General features: G+C 59.1%; 15 protein-coding genes and 2 tRNA genes. 15 read left to right on the top strand and 2 right to left on the bottom strand.

Going from position 1 to position 17,768, the window contains the following annotated elements; genetic code table 11:
* Positions 1-243 precede the first annotated feature (243 nt).
* From ACP3TY_RS01905 to ychF, 8 genes are all read left to right on the top strand, one after another.
* Positions 244-1,968 (top strand): tetratricopeptide repeat protein, encoded by a 1,725-nt coding sequence (locus ACP3TY_RS01905; protein WP_159814616.1) that lies wholly within the window; start codon positions 244-246, stop codon positions 1,966-1,968.
* Positions 1,969-1,971: 3 nt separating this feature from the next.
* The gene (lolB, locus tag ACP3TY_RS01900) at positions 1,972-2,589 is read left to right on the top strand and encodes a lipoprotein insertase outer membrane protein LolB (protein WP_053123767.1); all 618 of its coding nucleotides are present in this window, start codon (positions 1,972-1,974) and stop codon (positions 2,587-2,589) included.
* A 3-nt stretch (positions 2,590-2,592) separates the two neighbouring features.
* The gene (gene ispE, locus ACP3TY_RS01895) at positions 2,593-3,444 is read left to right on the top strand and encodes a 4-(cytidine 5'-diphospho)-2-C-methyl-D-erythritol kinase (protein ID WP_053123769.1); all 852 of its coding nucleotides are present in this window, start codon (positions 2,593-2,595) and stop codon (positions 3,442-3,444) included.
* Positions 3,445-3,480: 36 nt separating this feature from the next.
* Positions 3,481-3,555, top strand: a tRNA-Gln gene (locus ACP3TY_RS01890).
* Positions 3,556-3,600: 45 nt separating this feature from the next.
* Positions 3,601-4,542, top strand: a complete 942-nt coding sequence (locus ACP3TY_RS01885; RefSeq protein WP_003171603.1) for a ribose-phosphate pyrophosphokinase — start codon at positions 3,601-3,603, stop codon at positions 4,540-4,542.
* A gap of 142 nt (positions 4,543-4,684) precedes the next feature.
* A complete protein-coding gene (locus ACP3TY_RS01880; RefSeq protein WP_053123771.1) occupies positions 4,685-5,284 on the top strand; it encodes a 50S ribosomal protein L25/general stress protein Ctc in 600 nt (199 codons plus the stop codon).
* A 171-nt stretch (positions 5,285-5,455) separates the two neighbouring features.
* The gene (pth, locus tag ACP3TY_RS01875) at positions 5,456-6,040 is read left to right on the top strand and encodes an aminoacyl-tRNA hydrolase (protein WP_008079560.1); all 585 of its coding nucleotides are present in this window, start codon (positions 5,456-5,458) and stop codon (positions 6,038-6,040) included.
* 22 nt (positions 6,041-6,062) lie between these two features.
* Positions 6,063-7,163, top strand: coding sequence for a redox-regulated ATPase YchF (gene ychF / locus ACP3TY_RS01870; protein ID WP_426619152.1), 1,101 nt, complete (start codon positions 6,063-6,065; stop codon positions 7,161-7,163).
* A gap of 149 nt (positions 7,164-7,312) precedes the next feature.
* On the opposite strand, the gene ACP3TY_RS01865 is transcribed toward ychF, so the two are convergent.
* The gene (locus ACP3TY_RS01865; RefSeq protein WP_426619151.1) at positions 7,313-8,530 is read right to left on the bottom strand and encodes an MFS transporter; all 1,218 of its coding nucleotides are present in this window, start codon (positions 8,528-8,530) and stop codon (positions 7,313-7,315) included.
* A gap of 294 nt (positions 8,531-8,824) precedes the next feature.
* On the opposite strand from ACP3TY_RS01865, the gene ACP3TY_RS01860 reads away from it, so the two are divergent.
* Positions 8,825-11,020 (top strand): methyl-accepting chemotaxis protein, encoded by a 2,196-nt coding sequence (locus ACP3TY_RS01860; protein ID WP_426619150.1) that lies wholly within the window; start codon positions 8,825-8,827, stop codon positions 11,018-11,020.
* Here ACP3TY_RS01860 and ACP3TY_RS01855 read toward each other — a convergent pair.
* A complete protein-coding gene (locus ACP3TY_RS01855; RefSeq protein ID WP_426619149.1) occupies positions 11,013-11,915 on the bottom strand; it encodes a LysR substrate-binding domain-containing protein in 903 nt (300 codons plus the stop codon). The genes ACP3TY_RS01860 and ACP3TY_RS01855 overlap by 8 nt on opposite strands.
* A 227-nt stretch (positions 11,916-12,142) precedes the next feature.
* Between ACP3TY_RS01855 and ACP3TY_RS01850 the strand changes: the two genes are divergently transcribed.
* The 6 genes from ACP3TY_RS01850 to ACP3TY_RS01825 all read left to right on the top strand — a co-directional run bounded on the left by ACP3TY_RS01850 (position 12,143) and on the right by ACP3TY_RS01825 (position 17,755).
* A complete protein-coding gene (locus ACP3TY_RS01850) occupies positions 12,143-13,261 on the top strand; it encodes an ABC transporter ATP-binding protein (protein ID WP_426619148.1) in 1,119 nt (372 codons plus the stop codon).
* Between the two features lie 15 nt (positions 13,262-13,276).
* Positions 13,277-14,197, top strand: a complete 921-nt coding sequence (locus ACP3TY_RS01845; RefSeq protein WP_426619147.1) for an ABC transporter permease — start codon at positions 13,277-13,279, stop codon at positions 14,195-14,197.
* On the top strand, positions 14,197-15,003 hold the full coding sequence (locus ACP3TY_RS01840) for an ABC transporter permease (protein WP_426619146.1): 807 nt from the start codon (positions 14,197-14,199) through the stop codon (positions 15,001-15,003). The genes ACP3TY_RS01845 and ACP3TY_RS01840 overlap by 1 nt, the downstream gene beginning before the upstream one ends.
* A 27-nt stretch (positions 15,004-15,030) precedes the next feature.
* Positions 15,031-16,077 carry an extracellular solute-binding protein gene (locus ACP3TY_RS01835; protein WP_212545503.1) on the top strand — a complete coding sequence of 349 codons (1,047 nt, stop codon included), beginning with the start codon at positions 15,031-15,033 and terminating at the stop codon, positions 16,075-16,077.
* A 60-nt stretch (positions 16,078-16,137) separates the two neighbouring features.
* Positions 16,138-17,592, top strand: coding sequence for an amidase (locus ACP3TY_RS01830; RefSeq protein ID WP_426619145.1), 1,455 nt, complete (start codon positions 16,138-16,140; stop codon positions 17,590-17,592).
* A gap of 86 nt (positions 17,593-17,678) precedes the next feature.
* Positions 17,679-17,755 (top strand) — tRNA-Met (locus ACP3TY_RS01825).
* The last annotated feature ends 13 nt before the right edge of the window (positions 17,756-17,768 follow it).

Here is a 17,768-nt window from a genome sequence, read left to right as displayed (position 1 = left end):
CCCTATAATGGTCACAATTTAGCTCCTTGTAGGAGCTGCCGCAGGCTGCGATCTTTTGATTGATCGTTCCCACGCTCGGCGTGGGAATGCAGCCCGGGACGCTCCGCGTCTCAAACAACGTCAAAAGATCGCAGCCTGCGGCAGCTCCTACAGGCGATAAGCCGTAAATTGCCTGAGCGGTTATGTTTGGCCGAAGGCTTGTGTCATGATGATCCGACCGCAGGTTAGTCGTCCTCTTCCTATATGAATAGATCTTCCGCGTTGCTCCTCGCTTTTGTCTTCCTCAGCGGCTGCCAGGCCTTGGCACCCGTGTCGCCGGACGGTACGCCGCCGGTCGAAGACACCACGCCCGCGCCTGAAAAGCCCAAGGTTTACAGCTCGTTCAGCGAGGAAACCGTCTTCAGCCTGTTGAGCGCCGAACTCGCCGGCCAGCGCAATCGCTTCGATATTGCGCTGGATAACTACGTGACCCAGGCGATCAATACGCAAGATCCGGGCGTTTCCGAGCGCGCGTTTCGCATCGCCGAATATCTGGGCGCCGATCAACCGGCCCTCGATACCGCGCTGATCTGGGCGAAAAACGCTCCGGAAGACCTCGAAGCGCAACGCGCCGCCGCCGTGCAACTGGCGCGCGCCGGGCGTTACGACGACTCGATGGTCTATATGGAGAAAGTCCTGCAGGGCAAGGGCGACACCCATTTCGACTTCCTCGCCCTGTCGGCGGCTGACACTGATCAGGAAACCCGCAACGGTCTGATGAAAAGTTTTGACCGTTTGTTGCAGCGCCACCCGAACAACAGTCAGCTGATTTTCGGCAAAGCCCTGCTGTTGCAACAGGACGGCGACAATAAAGCGGCCCTGACCCTGCTCGAAGACCATCCGCCGGAAGAAGGCGAAATCGCCCCGATTCTGTTGCGCGCACGCCTGCTGCAAGTGATGAACCGTGGCGACGAAGCGCTGCCGCTGCTGCGAAAAAACATCAAGAAATACCCGGACGACAAACGCCTGCGCCTGACTTACGCGCGCATGCTGGTCGAGCAAGACCGGATGGACGACGCCAAAGTCGAATTCTCCAGCCTCGTTCAGCAATACCCGGAAGACGACGAACTGCGTTACTCGCTGGCGCTGGTGTGCCTCGAAGCCAAGGCCTGGGACGAGGCCAAGGGCTATCTGGAAGACTTGATCGCCCGTGAAAGCCACGTCGATTCAGCCCACCTGAACCTCGGTCGCATCGCCGAAGAGCGTAACGATCCACAAGGCGCGCTGATCGAATACGCCCAGGTTGGCCCGGGCAACGACTATCTGCCGGCGCAATTGCGTCAGGCAGATATTTTGATGAACAACGGCAAAACCGCTGAAGCGCAAAGCAAACTGGCGGCGCAGCGTGACGAAGAACCGGATTACGCGATCCAGTTGTATCTGATCGAAGCGGAAACCCTGTCGGCCAATAAACAGGACGACAAGGCCTGGAAAGTCTTGCAGCAAGCGTTGCTGCAATACCCGGACGACCTGAATCTGCTCTACACCCGGGCGATGCTCGCGGAAAAACGCAATGATCTCGGGCAGATGGAAAAAGACCTGCGCCTGATCATCAAGCGTGATCCGGACAACGCCATGGCGCTGAATGCGCTGGGTTACACCCTCTCCGACCGCACGACCCGCTACGCTGAAGCGAAAACGCTGATCGAGCAGGCGCACCAGATCAATCCGGAAGACCCGGCCGTACTCGACAGCCTCGGCTGGGTGAATTACCGCTTGGGCAATCTGGACGACGCCGAGAAATATCTGCGTCAGGCGCTGGAGCGTTTCCCGGATCACGAAGTCGCCGCGCATCTGGGCGAAGTGTTGTGGGCCAAGGGCAACCAGCGTGAAGCCAAACAAATCTGGGGCAAATTCCTCAAGGATCAGCCCGACAGCACCATTCTGCGCAGCACCATCAAGCGCCTGACCGGATCCGAGACTCTTTAACTCATGTTTTTGCGCCACGTTATTGTTTTCAGCTTCATCGCCCTCCTCGCTGGTTGCTCGGGTTTTGGTACTCGTGAATCGGTCGAGGGCCACGGCAGCCCGGCTCAATGGGCGGCGAACAAACAGCAGCTGACCGGCCTCGACGGCTGGCAGATCGACGGCAAGATCGGCATCCGCGCACCGAAAGATTCCGGTAGCGGCACGTTGTTCTGGCTGCAACGTCAGGATTATTACGACATTCGTCTGTCCGGCCCGTTGGGTCGTGGCGCTGCACGCCTGACCGGACGCCCGGGCAAGGTGTCGCTGGAAGTCGCCAATCAGGGTCGCTACGAATCGCAATCGCCGGAAGCCCTGCTCGAAGAGCAACTGGGCTGGAAGTTGCCGGTGTCGAATCTGGCCTGGTGGGTGCGTGGCCTGCCGGCTCCGGACACTAAAAGTCGCCTGAATCTGGACGCCGACAGCCGTCTGGCCAGCCTGGAACAGGACGGCTGGAAAGTTGAGTACACCGCGTACACCGAACAAAACGGTTACTGGTTGCCCGAGCGCATCAAGCTGCACGGCACCGACCTCGACGTCACGCTGGTGATCAAGACCTGGCAACCGCGCAAGCTGGGGCAATAACGCATGACCGCTGCACGTCTGACCCTGCCCTCGCCGGCCAAACTCAATCTGATGCTGCACATTCTTGGTCGCCGTGAAGACGGTTATCACGAGTTGCAGACGCTGTTTCAGTTTGTCGACTACGGCGATGAAATCACTTTTGCCGTGCGCGATGACGGCGTGATTCAGTTGCACACCGAATTTGCCGGCGTGCCACATGACAGCAATCTGATCGTGCGCGCAGCCAAAATGCTTCAGCAACAATCGGGTTGTACGCTGGGTATCGACATCTGGATCGACAAAATTCTGCCCATGGGCGGCGGCATCGGTGGCGGCAGCTCGAACGCGGCGACCACCTTGCTCGGCCTGAATCACTTGTGGCAGCTGGGCTGGGATGAAGATCGCCTGGCGGCACTGGGTCTGACGCTTGGCGCCGACGTGCCGGTTTTCGTCCGTGGTCACGCGGCTTTTGCCGAGGGCGTGGGCGAGAAACTCACCCCGGTCGATCCCGAAGAACCGTGGTATCTGGTGCTCGTACCGCAAGTCTCTGTAAGTACGGCAGAAATTTTTTCCGATCCTTTGTTGACACGTAACACGCCGCCCATTAAAGTGCGCCCCGTTCCCGAGGGAAACAGTCGAAATGACTGCTTGCCGGTGGTTGCAAGGCGTTATCCAGAGGTACGTAACGCATTGGATTTGTTAGGTAAATTTACCGAAGCAAAGCTCACCGGAACTGGAAGTTGTGTGTTTGGGGGCTTCCCAAGCAAAGCTGAAGCTGATAAAGTCTCGGCCCTTCTGACAGAGACCCTTACAGGGTTTGTAGCGAAAGGAAGCAACGTTTCGATGTTGCATCGCAAGCTGCAAAGTCTGCTCTAAAGGAACCAAGTGCACGGCACTTGATGCAACAGATACAGGGGCGTCGCCAAGCGGTAAGGCAGCAGGTTTTGATCCTGCCATGCGTTGGTTCGAATCCAGCCGCCCCTGCCATTTTCTATACTCATCCAGGTTACCCTCAGCCTCTAGGTACTGCGCGTGTCCAAGATGATGGTCTTTACGGGGAACGCTAACCCCGATCTGGCTCGGCGTGTTGTACGTCAGCTGCATATCCCTCTCGGTGACATCTCTGTCGGTAAGTTTTCCGACGGCGAAATTACAGCCGAGATCAATGAAAACGTTCGCGGTAAAGACGTTTTCATTATTCAGCCGACTTGCGCTCCGACCAACGATAACCTGATGGAACTGGTAGTGATGGCTGACGCCTTCCGCCGCTCCTCGGCTACTCGTATCACTGCTGTTATTCCTTATTTTGGTTATGCCCGTCAGGATCGCCGTCCGCGTTCCGCACGTGTGGCTATCAGCGCGAAAGTCGTTGCTGACATGCTTACCGTAGTCGGCATCGACCGTGTTCTCACGGTTGATCTGCATGCTGACCAGATTCAGGGTTTCTTCGATATTCCGGTAGATAACATCTACGGCTCCCCGGTATTGGTGGATGACATTGAAGATCAGCGCTTCGAAAACCTGATGATTGTGTCCCCGGACATTGGTGGCGTCGTGCGTGCACGTGCTGTTGCCAAATCCCTGGGCGTGGACCTCGGGATCATCGACAAACGCCGTGAGAAAGCCAATCACTCTGAAGTGATGCATATCATCGGTGATGTCGAAGGGCGTACCTGTATTCTGGTCGATGACATGGTCGATACCGCCGGCACTCTGTGCCACGCGGCCAAGGCCCTGAAAGAGCATGGCGCAGCCAAGGTCTTTGCCTACTGCACACACCCTGTGCTGTCGGGTCGGGCCATCGAGAATATCGAAAATTCCGTGCTGGACGAGCTGGTGGTGACTAACACCATCCCGCTGTCCGCTGCAGCACAAGCCTGTGCACGTATCCGTCAACTGGATATCGCACCGGTTGTTGCCGAAGCGGTTCGCCGCATCAGCAATGAAGAATCGATCAGCGCGATGTTCCGTTAAGGGCCCTGCCCTTCTCGAAATGTCTCGTTGACGAAAAGCGCCCCGCCCCGGCATTCCTGCCGGGGCGGGGCTTTTTTGCCCATACCGTGTTTGGCGCTGGTCGCAAACGTCAACCCGGTCATGGCTATTTTGGAGATACACAATGAACGATTTTACTCTGAATGCTGAACTGCGTTCCGACCTGGGGAAAGGTGCGAGCCGCCGCCTGCGTCGTCTCGCCGCTCTGGTTCCAGCTGTTGTTTACGGTGGCGAAAAAGCCCCTGAATCCATCAGCATGCTGGCCAAAGAAGTTGCCAAACTGCTCGAAAACGATGCTGCCTACAGCCACGTTATCGAACTGAACGTTGGCGGCAAAAAGCAGAACGTCATCATCAAGGCTCTGCAACGTCACCCGTCCAAGGGTCACGTTCTGCACGCTGACTTCGTACGCGTCGTAGCCGGCCAGAAACTGACCGCTATCGTGCCTGTGCACTTTGTTGGTGAAGAAGCTCCGACCAAGAAAGGCGGCGAGATCTCGCACGTCCTGAACGAAATCGAAGTTTCCTGCCTGCCGAAAGATCTGCCTGAGTTCATCGAAGTCGACCTGTCGGCTCTGGAAATCGGCGCAATCGTTCACCTGTCCGACCTCAAAGCCCCTAAAGGCGTTGAGTTCGTTGCACTGGCTCACGGCGACGACAAAGCTGTTGCAAACGTACACGCTCCACGCGTTGCTCCAGAAGCTGAAGAAGGCGCAGCAGAGTAATTCACTCTGTCATGCCTGAGTGAGCAAGTAACATCGCGGACTGGAACGTAGCGAGAAAGCGGGCGAGAACGCGGAGTTTACATCCATGGTAAATGAGCATTTTTCGTCCACTTTCGCCGCTTTCCCTGATCGCGGCGATGTTACTCACCACTCAAAGGAAGGGCCCCTATCGTGACTGCCATCAAACTGATCGTTGGCCTGGGAAATCCAGGCGCCGAATACGACCAGACCCGGCATAACGCAGGGGCCCTTTTTGTTGAGCGCATCGCCCACGCACAGAATGTGAATCTTGTGGCCGATCGCAAATATTTCGGCCTGACCGGGCGCTACTCGCATCAGGGTCAGGATGTTCGTCTGCTGATTCCCACCACTTACATGAACCGCAGCGGCCAGGCCGTAGCGGCACTCGCCGGTTTCTTCCGCATCAAGCCTGAAGAAATTTTGGTGGCGCATGACGAACTCGACTTGCCTCCGGGCGTTGCCAAGCTCAAGCAGGGCGGCGGCCATGGCGGTCACAACGGGTTGCGCGACATCATTGCGCAACTGGGCAATCAGAATACGTTCTACCGCCTGCGGCTTGGCATTGGCCACCCGGGCGTCGCCAGTATGGTTTCAAATTTCGTCCTGGGTCGTGCGCCACGCGCCGAACAGGAAAAACTCGATGCCAGCATCGACTTTGCCCTCGGCGTGCTGCCGGATATCCTCGCCGGTGAATGGAACCGCGCGATGAAAAACCTGCACAGCCAGAAGGCCTGACTCTACTCCGAGGGGAAACACCATGGGATTCAATTGCGGCATCGTCGGCCTGCCTAACGTCGGCAAGTCCACCCTGTTCAACGCCCTGACCAAATCCGGTATCGCGGCCGAAAACTTCCCCTTCTGCACCATCGAGCCGAACAGCGGCATCGTGCCGATGCCGGATCCGCGTCTGGACGCTCTGGCGGCCATCGTCAATCCAAAGCGCATCCTGCCGACCACCATGGAATTCGTCGACATCGCAGGCCTGGTTGCCGGCGCCTCGAAAGGTGAAGGCCTGGGCAACAAGTTCCTCGCCAACATCCGCGAGACCGACGCGATCGCTCACGTGGTGCGCTGCTTCGAAGACGAGAACGTGATCCACGTTTCCAACAGCGTTGACCCGAAGCGCGACATCGAAATCATCGACCTGGAACTGATCTTCGCCGACCTCGACAGCTGCGAGAAGCAACTGCAGAAAGTCGCGCGTAACGCCAAGGGTGGTGACAAGGACGCCGTGGTTCAGAAAGCCTTGCTTGAGCAACTGATCGCGCACTTCACCGAAGCCAAGCCGGCACGCAGCTTGATGAAGAACATGAGCACTGACGAAAAAGCAGTGATCAAGGGCTTCCACCTGCTGACCACCAAACCGGTCATGTACATCGCCAACGTCGCTGAAGACGGTTTCGAGAACAACCCGCACCTGGACGTGGTTCGCGCCATCGCCGAAGAAGAAGGCGCAATGGTCGTTCCGGTCTGCAACAAGATCGAAGCAGAAATCGCCGAGCTCGATGACGGTGAAGAAAAAGACATGTTCCTCGAGGCCCTGGGCCTGGAAGAGCCTGGCCTGAACCGCGTGATCCGCGCCGGCTACGAGATGCTGCACCTGCAGACCTACTTCACCGCCGGTGTCGAAGAAGTCCGCGCCTGGACCGTCAAAGTCGGTGCGACCGCACCTCAGGCTGCCGGCGTGATCCACACCGACTTCGAGAAAGGCTTCATCCGCGCCGAAGTCATCGCCTACAACGACTTCATCCAGTACAAGGGCGAAGCCGGCACCAAAGAAGCCGGTAAATGGCGTCTGGAAGGCAAGGATTACATCGTCAAAGACGGCGACGTGATGCACTTCCGCTTTAACGTGTAAGCGTTACGCCCAAGAAAAAGCCGCGTTTGATACGCGGCTTTTTTGTGCCTGAAAGATTGTTAAAAGATCGCAGCCTTCGGCAGCTCCTACATGGGATCACCTGTAGGAGCTGCCGAAGGCTCGGGCCGCGATCGGACGATCTTTTGATCTTAGGCCTTTTTGGTACGCGGCAAGAAGATCGCCAACACACCAAACAGCGGCAGGAACGAGCACAGGTAATACACGTACTCAATCCCGTGAATATCCGCCAGATGCCCGAGCAGCGCCGCGCCTATCCCGCCGAAACCAAACATCAAACCGAAGAACACCCCGGCAATCATCCCGACGTTGCCCGGCACCAGTTCCTGCGCGTACACCACAATCGCCGAGAACGCCGAGGCCAGAATGAAGCCGATCACCACGCTAAGGACAGTCGTCCAGAACAGATCAACGTGGGGCATCAGCAGCGTGAACGGTGCCACGCCAAGGATCGAGAACCAGATCACCGCCTTACGGCCGATCTTGTCGCCAATCGGCCCGCCGAAGAAGGTGCCCGCCGCTACCGCACCGAGAAACAGGAACAGGTGCAACTGCGAGCTCGCCACCGACAGGTCAAACTTCTCGATCAAGTAGAAGGTGAAGTAGCTGGTGAGGCTGGCCATGTAGAAATACTTGGAGAACACCAACAGCCCCAATACCACCAGCGCACTGGTCACCCTGCCCTTCGACAGTCCGTGAGTCGCGGCCTGACCGGCCTTGAGTTTGAACAGGTTCAAGTGGTGCGCGTACCAACGGCTGATGCGGTACAGGACGAACAGCGCAAACACCGCGAACAAACCGAACCACGCCACATTGGCCTGACCGAACGGAATGATGATCGCCGCCGCCAGTAACGGGCCGAACGCGGAACCGGCGTTACCACCGACCTGGAAGGTCGATTGCGCCAGACCAAAACGTCCGCCCGACGCTAGCCGCGCAATCCGCGAGGCCTCAGGGTGGAACGTCGAGGAGCCGATGCCGATTAGCGCCGCCGCCAGCAGAATCAACGGAAAACTGCCGACCATCGACATCATCACGATGCCGATCAATGTGCAGAGCGAACCGGCAGGCAACAGCCACGGTTTCGGATGCCGATCGGTGTGATAACCGACCCACGGCTGCAGCAGCGACGCGGTCAGTTGGAAGGTCAGCGTGATCAGGCCGACCTGGGTAAAGGTCAGGCCGTAATTGGCCTTGAGCATCGGGTAGATCGACGGCAAGACCGACTGAATCAGGTCGTTGATCAAATGCGCCAGCGCCACCGCGCCGATAATTCGCATCACCAATGGACTGCTTTGAGGAGCAGCGGGCGCCGAGGCAGCGGCGGTCTGAACGTTGCTGATGGCCATGGAAGTTTCCGGACAGCAGATGGGTGCACGCAGGCAGGTGCGTCAATGTGCCATTTTTCAGTGCGTCAGCGCCATCCCCTTAGCCAGCTAACTAACCACCCGACCTGAATCACCCAATCGTGTAGGAGCTGCCGAAGGCTGCGATCTTTTGATCTTTTAAAAAACAACATCAAAAGATCGCAGCCTTCGGCAGCTCCTACAGGGTACGGGATTTAGGTGATAGCCCAACGCCATGGTCTGAATCTTGCCTTGATACTGACCCTGAACGCGGTCGCCTTACAAAGGTGATCGACAATGGGAAGTTTCGCTACAGAACCTGCCTACAGAGCGGGTGAGAGTGAACTTTCGAGGCCTTTTAGCAGGGCACAACATCAACGTCGAACGACCGCGATGCACGCCGATGGTGCGTGGTGTCCAGAGGAGTCATGGGGCATGCAGGCTTTCCTTTCACCGGGGATCAAATTGCTGGGGCGGTTTGGCTTCGCGGGTAAATTCCAGTTGTTGTTTCTGCTGTTCATTTTGCCGTTGGCCGGCAGCCTGTTGATGATCGGCCAGGACTATCGCGACAAGCTCAATCTGATTGCCGGCGAACGTGCCGGCGTGCGCCAGTTGCTCGCGCTGGATGCGCTGGACAACCTGCTCGCCGCCCAACGCGACCGCGCCGCCCGTTGGCGCGCCACCGAAACCAATCGCCAGCCGACACCGGCCACCCTCGCCGCCATGGGCGCGTTCGACGCGGTGCAACCGGCGGTTGTGCAAGCCACCACGGATCTGGGCAATGCCCTGCAAAACGAAGGCGCGGAAGATGAAACACTCAGCCGCTATCAAACGCTGCAAACCGCACTCAATGGACTGGATTCGAAAAGCCTCAGCAGTGTCGGTTGGTGGCCGGACGGTTATGACCGTTTCACCAACGCCCTGAGCGCCCTGCAAGCGTTGCGCGAGCAGATCGTCATGGACAATCGCCTGACCCTCGCGCCGTGGCTGGAAACCTATCTGCTGACGCAAATCTCCACGCAACACGCGCCGGACTTGATTGAACGCGTCGGTCGCCTCGCTGCCGTCGGCCAGGCCTCGGTAGTCTCGGGCCAGTTCACCCTGCAAAGCCGTCTGCAGTTGCGCGATCTGCGCAGCCGAATCGGTGATGCTCGCGAGCAACTGGTGAAAACCGCCACGCTGCTGGAAGCACGCCTGCCGAAAGATCAGCAGAGCTGGGCCAGCCAATACCACGAGAGCCTCAAACACCTCGACAGCGGCCTGAAGGTGCTGGATGACGGCGTGTTTGGCGGCAGCATCAATCTCAAACCGGAAGACTTTGAGCGCAGCCTCGACGCCTTGTTGATCGACCTCGCCGCCCTGCGCCAGCAATCGCTGGTCTCGCTGGATCAAAGGCTTGATGCTTATCACGGTTCAGCGATCCGTCAGTTCATCATCGTAGCCGCCGTGTTCGGGTGCCTGCTGCTGGCCGCGCTGTACCTGTTCATCTGCCTGCAAGCTTCGATTCGTCGCAGCGCCAGCGGCATTACCTTGCTCGCGGAAGCCCTGCGCGATGGCAACCTCAGCCTGCAAGTGCCGGTGGAGGGTCGCGATGAACTGGCGGCGATCAGCACCGCGCTCAACGTCGCGGTGGTGCAACTGCGCAGCAGTATGCTCGGAGTCGATCACGAGACCTCGCAACTGAGCGACGCGGTGCGCAGCCTCAACGATCACTCCAGCGGTGCCCTCGGCGAAGTCGAAGCGCAGCAGTTGCAGATCAGCCAGATCGCCGCTGCGGCCACGCAATTGGCCGCGACCTCGCAAGGCGTGGCGCAAAGTTGCGAACAGGCTTCCGGCAGCGCTCAGCACACCCAGCGTATCGCCGCCGACAGCAGCCGCGACAGTCAGCGCACCACCGCGAGTATTCAACAGCTCAATCAGCGTTTGAACGACACCGCTGCGGCGCTGGGTCGGGTCAGCGAGCAAGGCCAGCAGATTCAATTGGTGGTCGACACCATTCGCGGGGTGGCCGAACAGACCAACCTGTTGGCGCTCAACGCGGCCATCGAAGCCGCGCGCGCCGGCGAACAGGGACGCGGCTTTGCCGTCGTGGCTGACGAAGTGCGCAGCCTGTCGCAACGCACGCAATCATCCACCGCGCAGATCGCTGGAACGGTCGACAGCCTGCGCGCAACGGTCAACGAAGCCGTGAGTTTGATGGAAGCTGCCTGCGGCCAGGCGCAAACCGACGCCGAGTCAGTCACCGGGCTTGGCGAACGGTTGGGCGAAATCGCCAGTGCCGTGCAAAGTGTCACCGACACCCTCGCGCAAATCGCCACGGCGGTGGAGGAACAGGCGTGCACCGCCGATGAAGTCAGTGGCAATATCCAGCAGGTCGATCAAGCGGCGGTACGTTTGCTAGAAGGCGCGCGAGCGGTGAACCTCGCGGCAGACACCCTGCGCCTCGGCAGCCAGGCACTGAGCGAGAACACGGCGCGCTTTCGCCTCAACTGATCACCGCTTGCGGGAAGTCCTTTTCCAGCTCGGTTTTCAGCCACTGGATAAACCACACGGCGTCCGCTGAGAGCTCGGCGGACGGCGTCAGCACCCGGTAACTTTCCAGCTTCACCTCATCATCAATCGCGCGCACCAGTTTGCCGCTGGCGAGCTCATGGCGCACCAGCACTTCGTTGGCCAGCGCAATGCCCTGCCCGCTCTCGGCCACCGACAAGGCGTGATCGTTGTTGACGTACAGCAGGTCGGATTTCAGGTGGATATCGAGGTCATGGGCGGCGAACCACAGGTTCCACCACTCACCGTCATCGACGTGAATCAGCTCGTGCTTGATCAGATCTCTCGGGCTGTCGATAGGATCGATGCTCGCCAGATACTCCGGCGTGCAAATCGGAAACACCCGAGAGCAAATCAGCGCTTCCCGCGAATCGGCGTACTCCCCGTCGAGGCCGTAGACGATGCCCAGATCGGCACTCTTGCCGTCCACTTCGGTGAAGGTCGAGTTGGGTTCGATGGCAAATTTCAGCCCCGGCCGCAGGTGCCGCATGGCTTCGATCCGTGGCATCAACCAGCGCTTGGCGAACCCCGGCACCACCATGATCCGCAGCCAGCGTTCGGCGTCTTTGGGCTGCGCTTCCTTGCCGGCCTCGATGATCAACTGCAACGCGGCGCTGATCTTGCGGTGGTATTTCTCGCCCGCCGGGGTCAGGTTGACCCCGCGCGAGGTGCGTTCGAACAATTGAATGCCCAACCAGTCTTCGAGCAATTTCACATGCCGGCCTATCGCAGGCTGGGTCACGTGCAGCGCTTTCGAGGCTTCGACGTAGCTGCCCAAACGGGCGGCGGCATCAAAGGCACGCACCGCATTCAACGGCGGCAATCGGTGGTCGGGCATGATTCCTGGCACCTTTGGCTATTAAATTAACTAACAGCTGCCATGTTTAAATTGAAGTGTCGCCCCGCGCAACCCCTGGCTGATAATCGAGCCACAGCAGAACACAAAAAAAGCTGGTTATTACACCCGAACGCAATCTCGATCCTGCCCAAAAAAATAATATCCATGGCCCGACGGCAACGCTTTTCTGAGCGAACCGCAGGCGATGGGGGAATCGGAGGTAACGCATGAATGCCCTGCATTCGCTGCAAACACTGGCGGTCTCAATCCGCTCGGTGCGCAAGGTATACGGTGATCCGCAAACCGGTCCAGTGGCGCTGAAAAGCATTGATCTGGATATCCGCGACAACGAATTCTTCACCCTTCTCGGCCCGTCCGGCTGTGGCAAAACCACGCTGCTGCGGATGATCGCCGGTTTCGAATTTCCCACCGTAGGCGAGATTCTCCTCTACGGCGAAAACATCGCCGATCGTCCACCCTTCGAGCGGCCGGTCAACACGGTGTTTCAGCATTACGCGCTGTTCCCGCACATGACCATCGCTGAAAACCTGGCCTTCGGCCTCGAATCGCACCCGATGGGCAAAGTCCTCACCAAGGCGCAAATCAGCGAACGTGTCCGCGAGATGCTCGCGCTGGTGCAGATGGAGCGCTTCGCCAATCGCAAACCGGCGCAACTGTCCGGCGGCCAGCAACAACGTGTCGCCCTCGCCCGCGCTTTGGCGCCGCATCCAAAAGTGTTGCTGCTTGATGAGCCGCTGTCGGCACTCGATCTCAAGCTGCGTCAGGCCATGCGCGAAGAGCTGAAAACCATTCAGGCGAAAACCGGCATCACCTTCATCTTCGTCACCCACGACCAGGAAGAAGCACTGACCATGTCCGACCGTATTGCCGTGCTCTCCGAAGGCGAAGTGCAACAGGTCGGGCGGCCGGAAGAAATCTACGAACGTCCGCGCAATCGCTTCGTCGCTGACTTCATCGGCGAAACCAATTTCATCGAAGGCACCGTGACTCGTGTGGAAGACGGTCAGGCGTGGTTCGCCGGGCCGGCCAGGCATCCGCTGCCGGCGCAAGCGTGCGATGACGTGCAGGTCGGCGCCAGCGTATCGCTGTCGGTACGCCCCGAGCGCCTGCATCTGGTGCCGGCCACTACCGAGGCTGCCTTGCCGTGCCGGATCGACGCGCAGATCTACCTTGGCACCGACCTGCAATATCAGGTCAGCCTCAGCGATGGTTCGCGTCTCACCGTGCGCACGCCCAATTGCGTCGACCAGAGCCTGCGCTTTGCCGTCGGCTCCCGGGCCGGTCTGCTGTTTGACCGCGGTAGCGCCAGCGTCCTGCACGATTGAGCCGGAGAAATTGCCATGCACGCCTTACCGATTGCCAACACGCTGGAACGTCGCAAGGCCTTCCAGAGTTTCCTCGGGGTCAGCCCGGCGCTGACCGCCATCTGCCTGTTTCTGGTGGTGCCGATCCTGATTGTCATCGGCTATTCGCTGATGGAAGCCAACCCCTACGGCGGGGTCAATAAAGTCTTCAGCAGTGAGGCGTACACCTCGTTGCTGTTCGAGCGGCAAATGGATGACAGCCTGGCGTTTACCGACTCCTATCTGCTCATCGCCCTGCGTTCGATCGGCATCGCCGGGCTGACCACGATCATCACCCTGCTGATCGGTTTTCCGGTCGCCGTGTGGCTGGCGATGCAACCGCCGCATCGGCGCGGCTTGCTGATTTTTCTGATCACCGTGCCGTTCTGGGCCAACCTGCTGATCCGCACCTATGCGTGGATTTTGCTGCTGCGTAACACCGGGGTGATCAACAACAGCCTGATGGGCATGGGCGTCATCCATGAACCGTTGCAGTTGCTGTACACCGACGGCGCGGTGCTGCTGGGGCTGGTTTACACCTACGCGCCATTCGTGGTTTTGCCGATCTACGCCACGCTGGAAAAAATGGACACCCGCCTGCTTGAAGCTGCGCAGGATCTCTACGCCGGCCGCGTGCGCACCTTGCGCAAAGTGGTGTTGCCGATCGCCAAACCGGGGATTCTCGCCGGCGCCATCCTCACCTTCGTACCGTGCCTGGGCGCGATGATTGCCCCGGAACTGCTCGGCGGCGGCACGCGAATGATGCTCGGCAACCTGATCTTCCGCCAGTTCAGTGACTCGCGTAATTGGCCATTCGGCGCGGCGCTGTCGCTGGTGCTGATGGCCGCAGTGATGTTGGTGCTGACCGTGTATGCCCTGCGCGCCGAGCGTCAGCGCATCGCCAAAGGAGGTGCGTGATGCTGGCTTTATTCAAACGCAAAGGGCTGGGCGTGCAGGACTTTCCAGGGTTCGGCGGTTTCAGTTTTCTGTTCTATCTGTACCTCTATGCGCCGATCGTGGTGCTGGTGGTGTTCTCGTTCAACGCCAATCAGTCGGCGACGGTGTGGACTGGTTTCAGCCTCGACTGGTACCGCGCCGCGTTCGCCAATCAGGCCTTGCGCCAGGCCGCCAGCAACAGCCTGATGATCGCGGTGTGCGCCAGCATGATCGCCACAGCGATCGCCACCCTCGCCGCGCTTGGTACCTCGCGCGGGGCCAAGTTCAAAGGCCTGCAACTGTCGATGGGCGCGATCATGTTGCCACTGGTATTGCCGGAAATTGTCGTCGGCGTGGCAACGCTCGCGCTGTTCTCGACCATCGGCCTGTCGCTGGGTTACGGCAACCTGATCATCGCGCACACGGTGTTCTGCATTCCTTTCGCCTACCTGCCGATTCGTGCACGTCTGAACGATATGGATCTGTCGCTGGAGCAAGCCTCGGCCGATCTCTACGCCGGCCCGTGGCGCACCTTTCGCAAGGTCACGCTGCCGCTGCTGATGCCGGGGATTTTCTCCGGGTTGATGCTGGCCTTCATCGTCTCGCTGGATAACTTCGTGATCTCGATGATGGTCTCGCAGGCCGGCACCACCACCCTGCCGATCTTCATCTTCGGCCTGCTGCGCATGGGTGTGACACCCGACGTCAACGCCGTCTCGACACTGATTTTGGGCGTCTCGGTGCTGTTCGTCAGCCTCTCTTATCTGTTGGGCAAAAAGAACGCCTGAACCTTCTACCTACCGTGGGGAAATGACATGAGCAAGTGGATAAAAAGCGTCGGCACTTCGTTGTTCCTGACTTTACCGCTGACCATGGCCGTGAGTGTTCAGGCCGCCGAGAAACTCAACGTGGTGAGCTGGAGCGGCTACTTTTCGCCGGAGATTCTCGCCAAGTTCCAGAAGCAGACCGGCATCGAAGTCACCGTCGATTCCTATGACTCAAACGAGACGCTGCTGGCGAAACTGAAACAGGGCGGCGCCGGTTATGACGTGGCGATTCCGTCGCATCAATTCGTGCCGATCCTGATTCAGGAAAAACTGCTGGAGCGCTTCGACCCGGTCAAAGAAGCGTATTACGCCAACGTTGCCGACAACCTGAAAAAGCCAAGCTGGGATCCCGAGGGCGCGTATTCGGTGCCGTTCATTTGGGGTACCACCAGCGTGGTGCTCGACACCGCGCGCTACAGCGGCCCGGCCGACAGCTACAAAGTCTTGTATGAGCCGCCGGCCGAACTGCAAGGCCGGATCAACATGTTCGACGCGGTCAGCGATGCGGTAGACATGGCCAGCCTCTACCTCGACATCCCGTTGTGCACCGAAGATCCGAAGCAGATGCAGCAGATTCTGACGTTGCTCAAGGCGCAGAAGCCGTACGTGAAAACCTACAGCTCGAAGGCCGGTTCGATCCGCGAAAACCTCGCTTCGGGTGAAATCGACATGTCGATGTTCTGGGGCGGCTCGTCGATGCGCGCCCGCGAAATGAAACCGACGCTGAAATATCTGTACCCGAAGGAAGGCGTGCTGGCGTGGGTCGACAATATGGTCATTCCGACCGGCAGCAAGAATCCAGCGAATGCCAAGGCGTTCATTGCGTTCCTCAGTCAGCCTGAAAATGCGGCGATGACACAGAACTTCCTCAAGCATCAGAGCCCGATCAAAGGCGTCGAACCGTTCCTCGATGCCTCGCTCAAGGACGCACCGGAGCTGCACATTCCGCAAGGCACCAAAGTGGTGTTCAGCAAGACCTGCGGCGAAGGCTCGATCCGTCTGGCCGACCGTCTCTGGACCAACCTGATGCGTTGATCCCTGCCGCCCCGGCGCGAGGCCGGGGCGTTTTTCCAGTCGTCTTAAAGGCTGCTTGCAATGAATTCTAATAACATCAGCGAACTGGTCCTGTTGCAGGCCCATGAGCTCGCCGAGCGCATTCGCCTGCGCCAGGTTTCCTGCCGCGAAGTGATGCAGACGTACCTTGCGCACATCGAACGCTTCAACCCCAAAGTCAATGCGTTGATCAGCCTGCAAGCGCCTGAAGATCTGCTGGCTCAGGCCGATCAGCGCGACGCTGAACTGCTGCGCGGCGAATACCATGGCTGGATGCACGGCCTGCCGCACGCGATCAAGGATCTGTCGCTGACCCGTGGCATTCGCACCACCATGGGTTCGCCGCTGTACAAGGATTTTGTGCCCGAGCGCGACGGCATCATGGTCGAGCGGATCAAGCAGGCCGGCGCGATCATCATCGGCAAGACCAACACCCCGGAATTCGGCCTCGGCTCGCAAAGCTACAACCCATTGTTCGGTGCCACCGGTTGCGCGTATGACCCGAGCAAAACCGCCGGCGGCAGCAGCGGTGGCGCAGGCGCGGCGCTGGCGATGCATCTGGTGCCGGTGGCCGATGGCAGCGACATGATGGGCTCACTGCGCAACCCGGCGGCGTTCAACAACATCTTCGGCTTCCGCCCGTCGCAGGGTCGCGTACCGTTTGATGACAGTGCCGATCTGTTTATCGATCAACTCGGTTACGAAGGCCCGATGGCGCGCAGCGTGCGTGACGCGGCATTGCTGCTGTCAGTGCAGGCCGGCGCCGATGCGCGAGCGCCGCTGTCCATCGCCGAATCCGGTGAGGCGTTTGCGGCGCCGCTGGAACGTGATTTCACAGGCACGCGGCTGGGCTGGCTGGGTGACTTCAACGGTTATCTGCCGATGGAGAACGGCGTGCTGTCGCTGTGCGAGAAGACCTTCGCCGACTTCGAAAGCATTGGCTGCCACGTCGAGGCAGCGGATCCGGGTTTCGCGCCTGAGCGCTTGTGGAGCAGTTGGCGCACGTTGCGCCACTGGATGGTCGCCGGTTCGTTGGGCGCGACTTACGCCGATCCGCAAAAGCGCGCACTGTTGAAACCGGAAGCGATCTGGGAAGTGGAAAACGGTTTGCAGCTTTCCGCCAGCGAAGTGTTTACCGCCTCGGCGGTGCGCAGTGATTGGTATCGAGCGATCTCGAAGTTATTCGAAAAATACGACTACCTGTTGTTGCCGAGCGCTCAGGTGTTTCCGTTCGACAAGACCCAGCCGTGGCCGACGTCGATCGATGGCGTGAGCATGGACACTTATCATCGCTGGATGGAAGTGGTGATCCCCGGCACGTTATCGGGTTGCCCGGTGGCGAGCGTTCAGGCTGGATTCAATGCGCAGGGTTTGCCGATGGGGCTGCAGATCATCGGCAAGCACCAGGCAGACTTCGCTGTTCTGCAATTGGCGCACGCGTATGAACAGGCCAGCCGCTGGTTCCAACGCTGCCCTTCGCCACTGCTGAGCCAGTGATTTTGATAAACGGTTGAAAGCGTAGAAAAAATTTTTAAATTTACGCTTGACGCTTTTCCATTTCAGGGGAATAATGCGCGCCACTTGGCTACATAGCTCAGTTGGTTAGAGCATAGCATTCATAATGCTGGGGTCCGGGGTTCAAGTCCCTGTGTAGCCACCAAGTACTAAAAACG

Origin of the sequence: Pseudomonas rustica, assembly GCF_049959085.1 — a bacterium.
Taxonomy (GTDB): Bacteria; Pseudomonadota; Gammaproteobacteria; order Pseudomonadales; family Pseudomonadaceae; genus Aquipseudomonas; species Aquipseudomonas rustica.
This window is presented reverse-complemented; position numbering and strand designations above follow the sequence as displayed.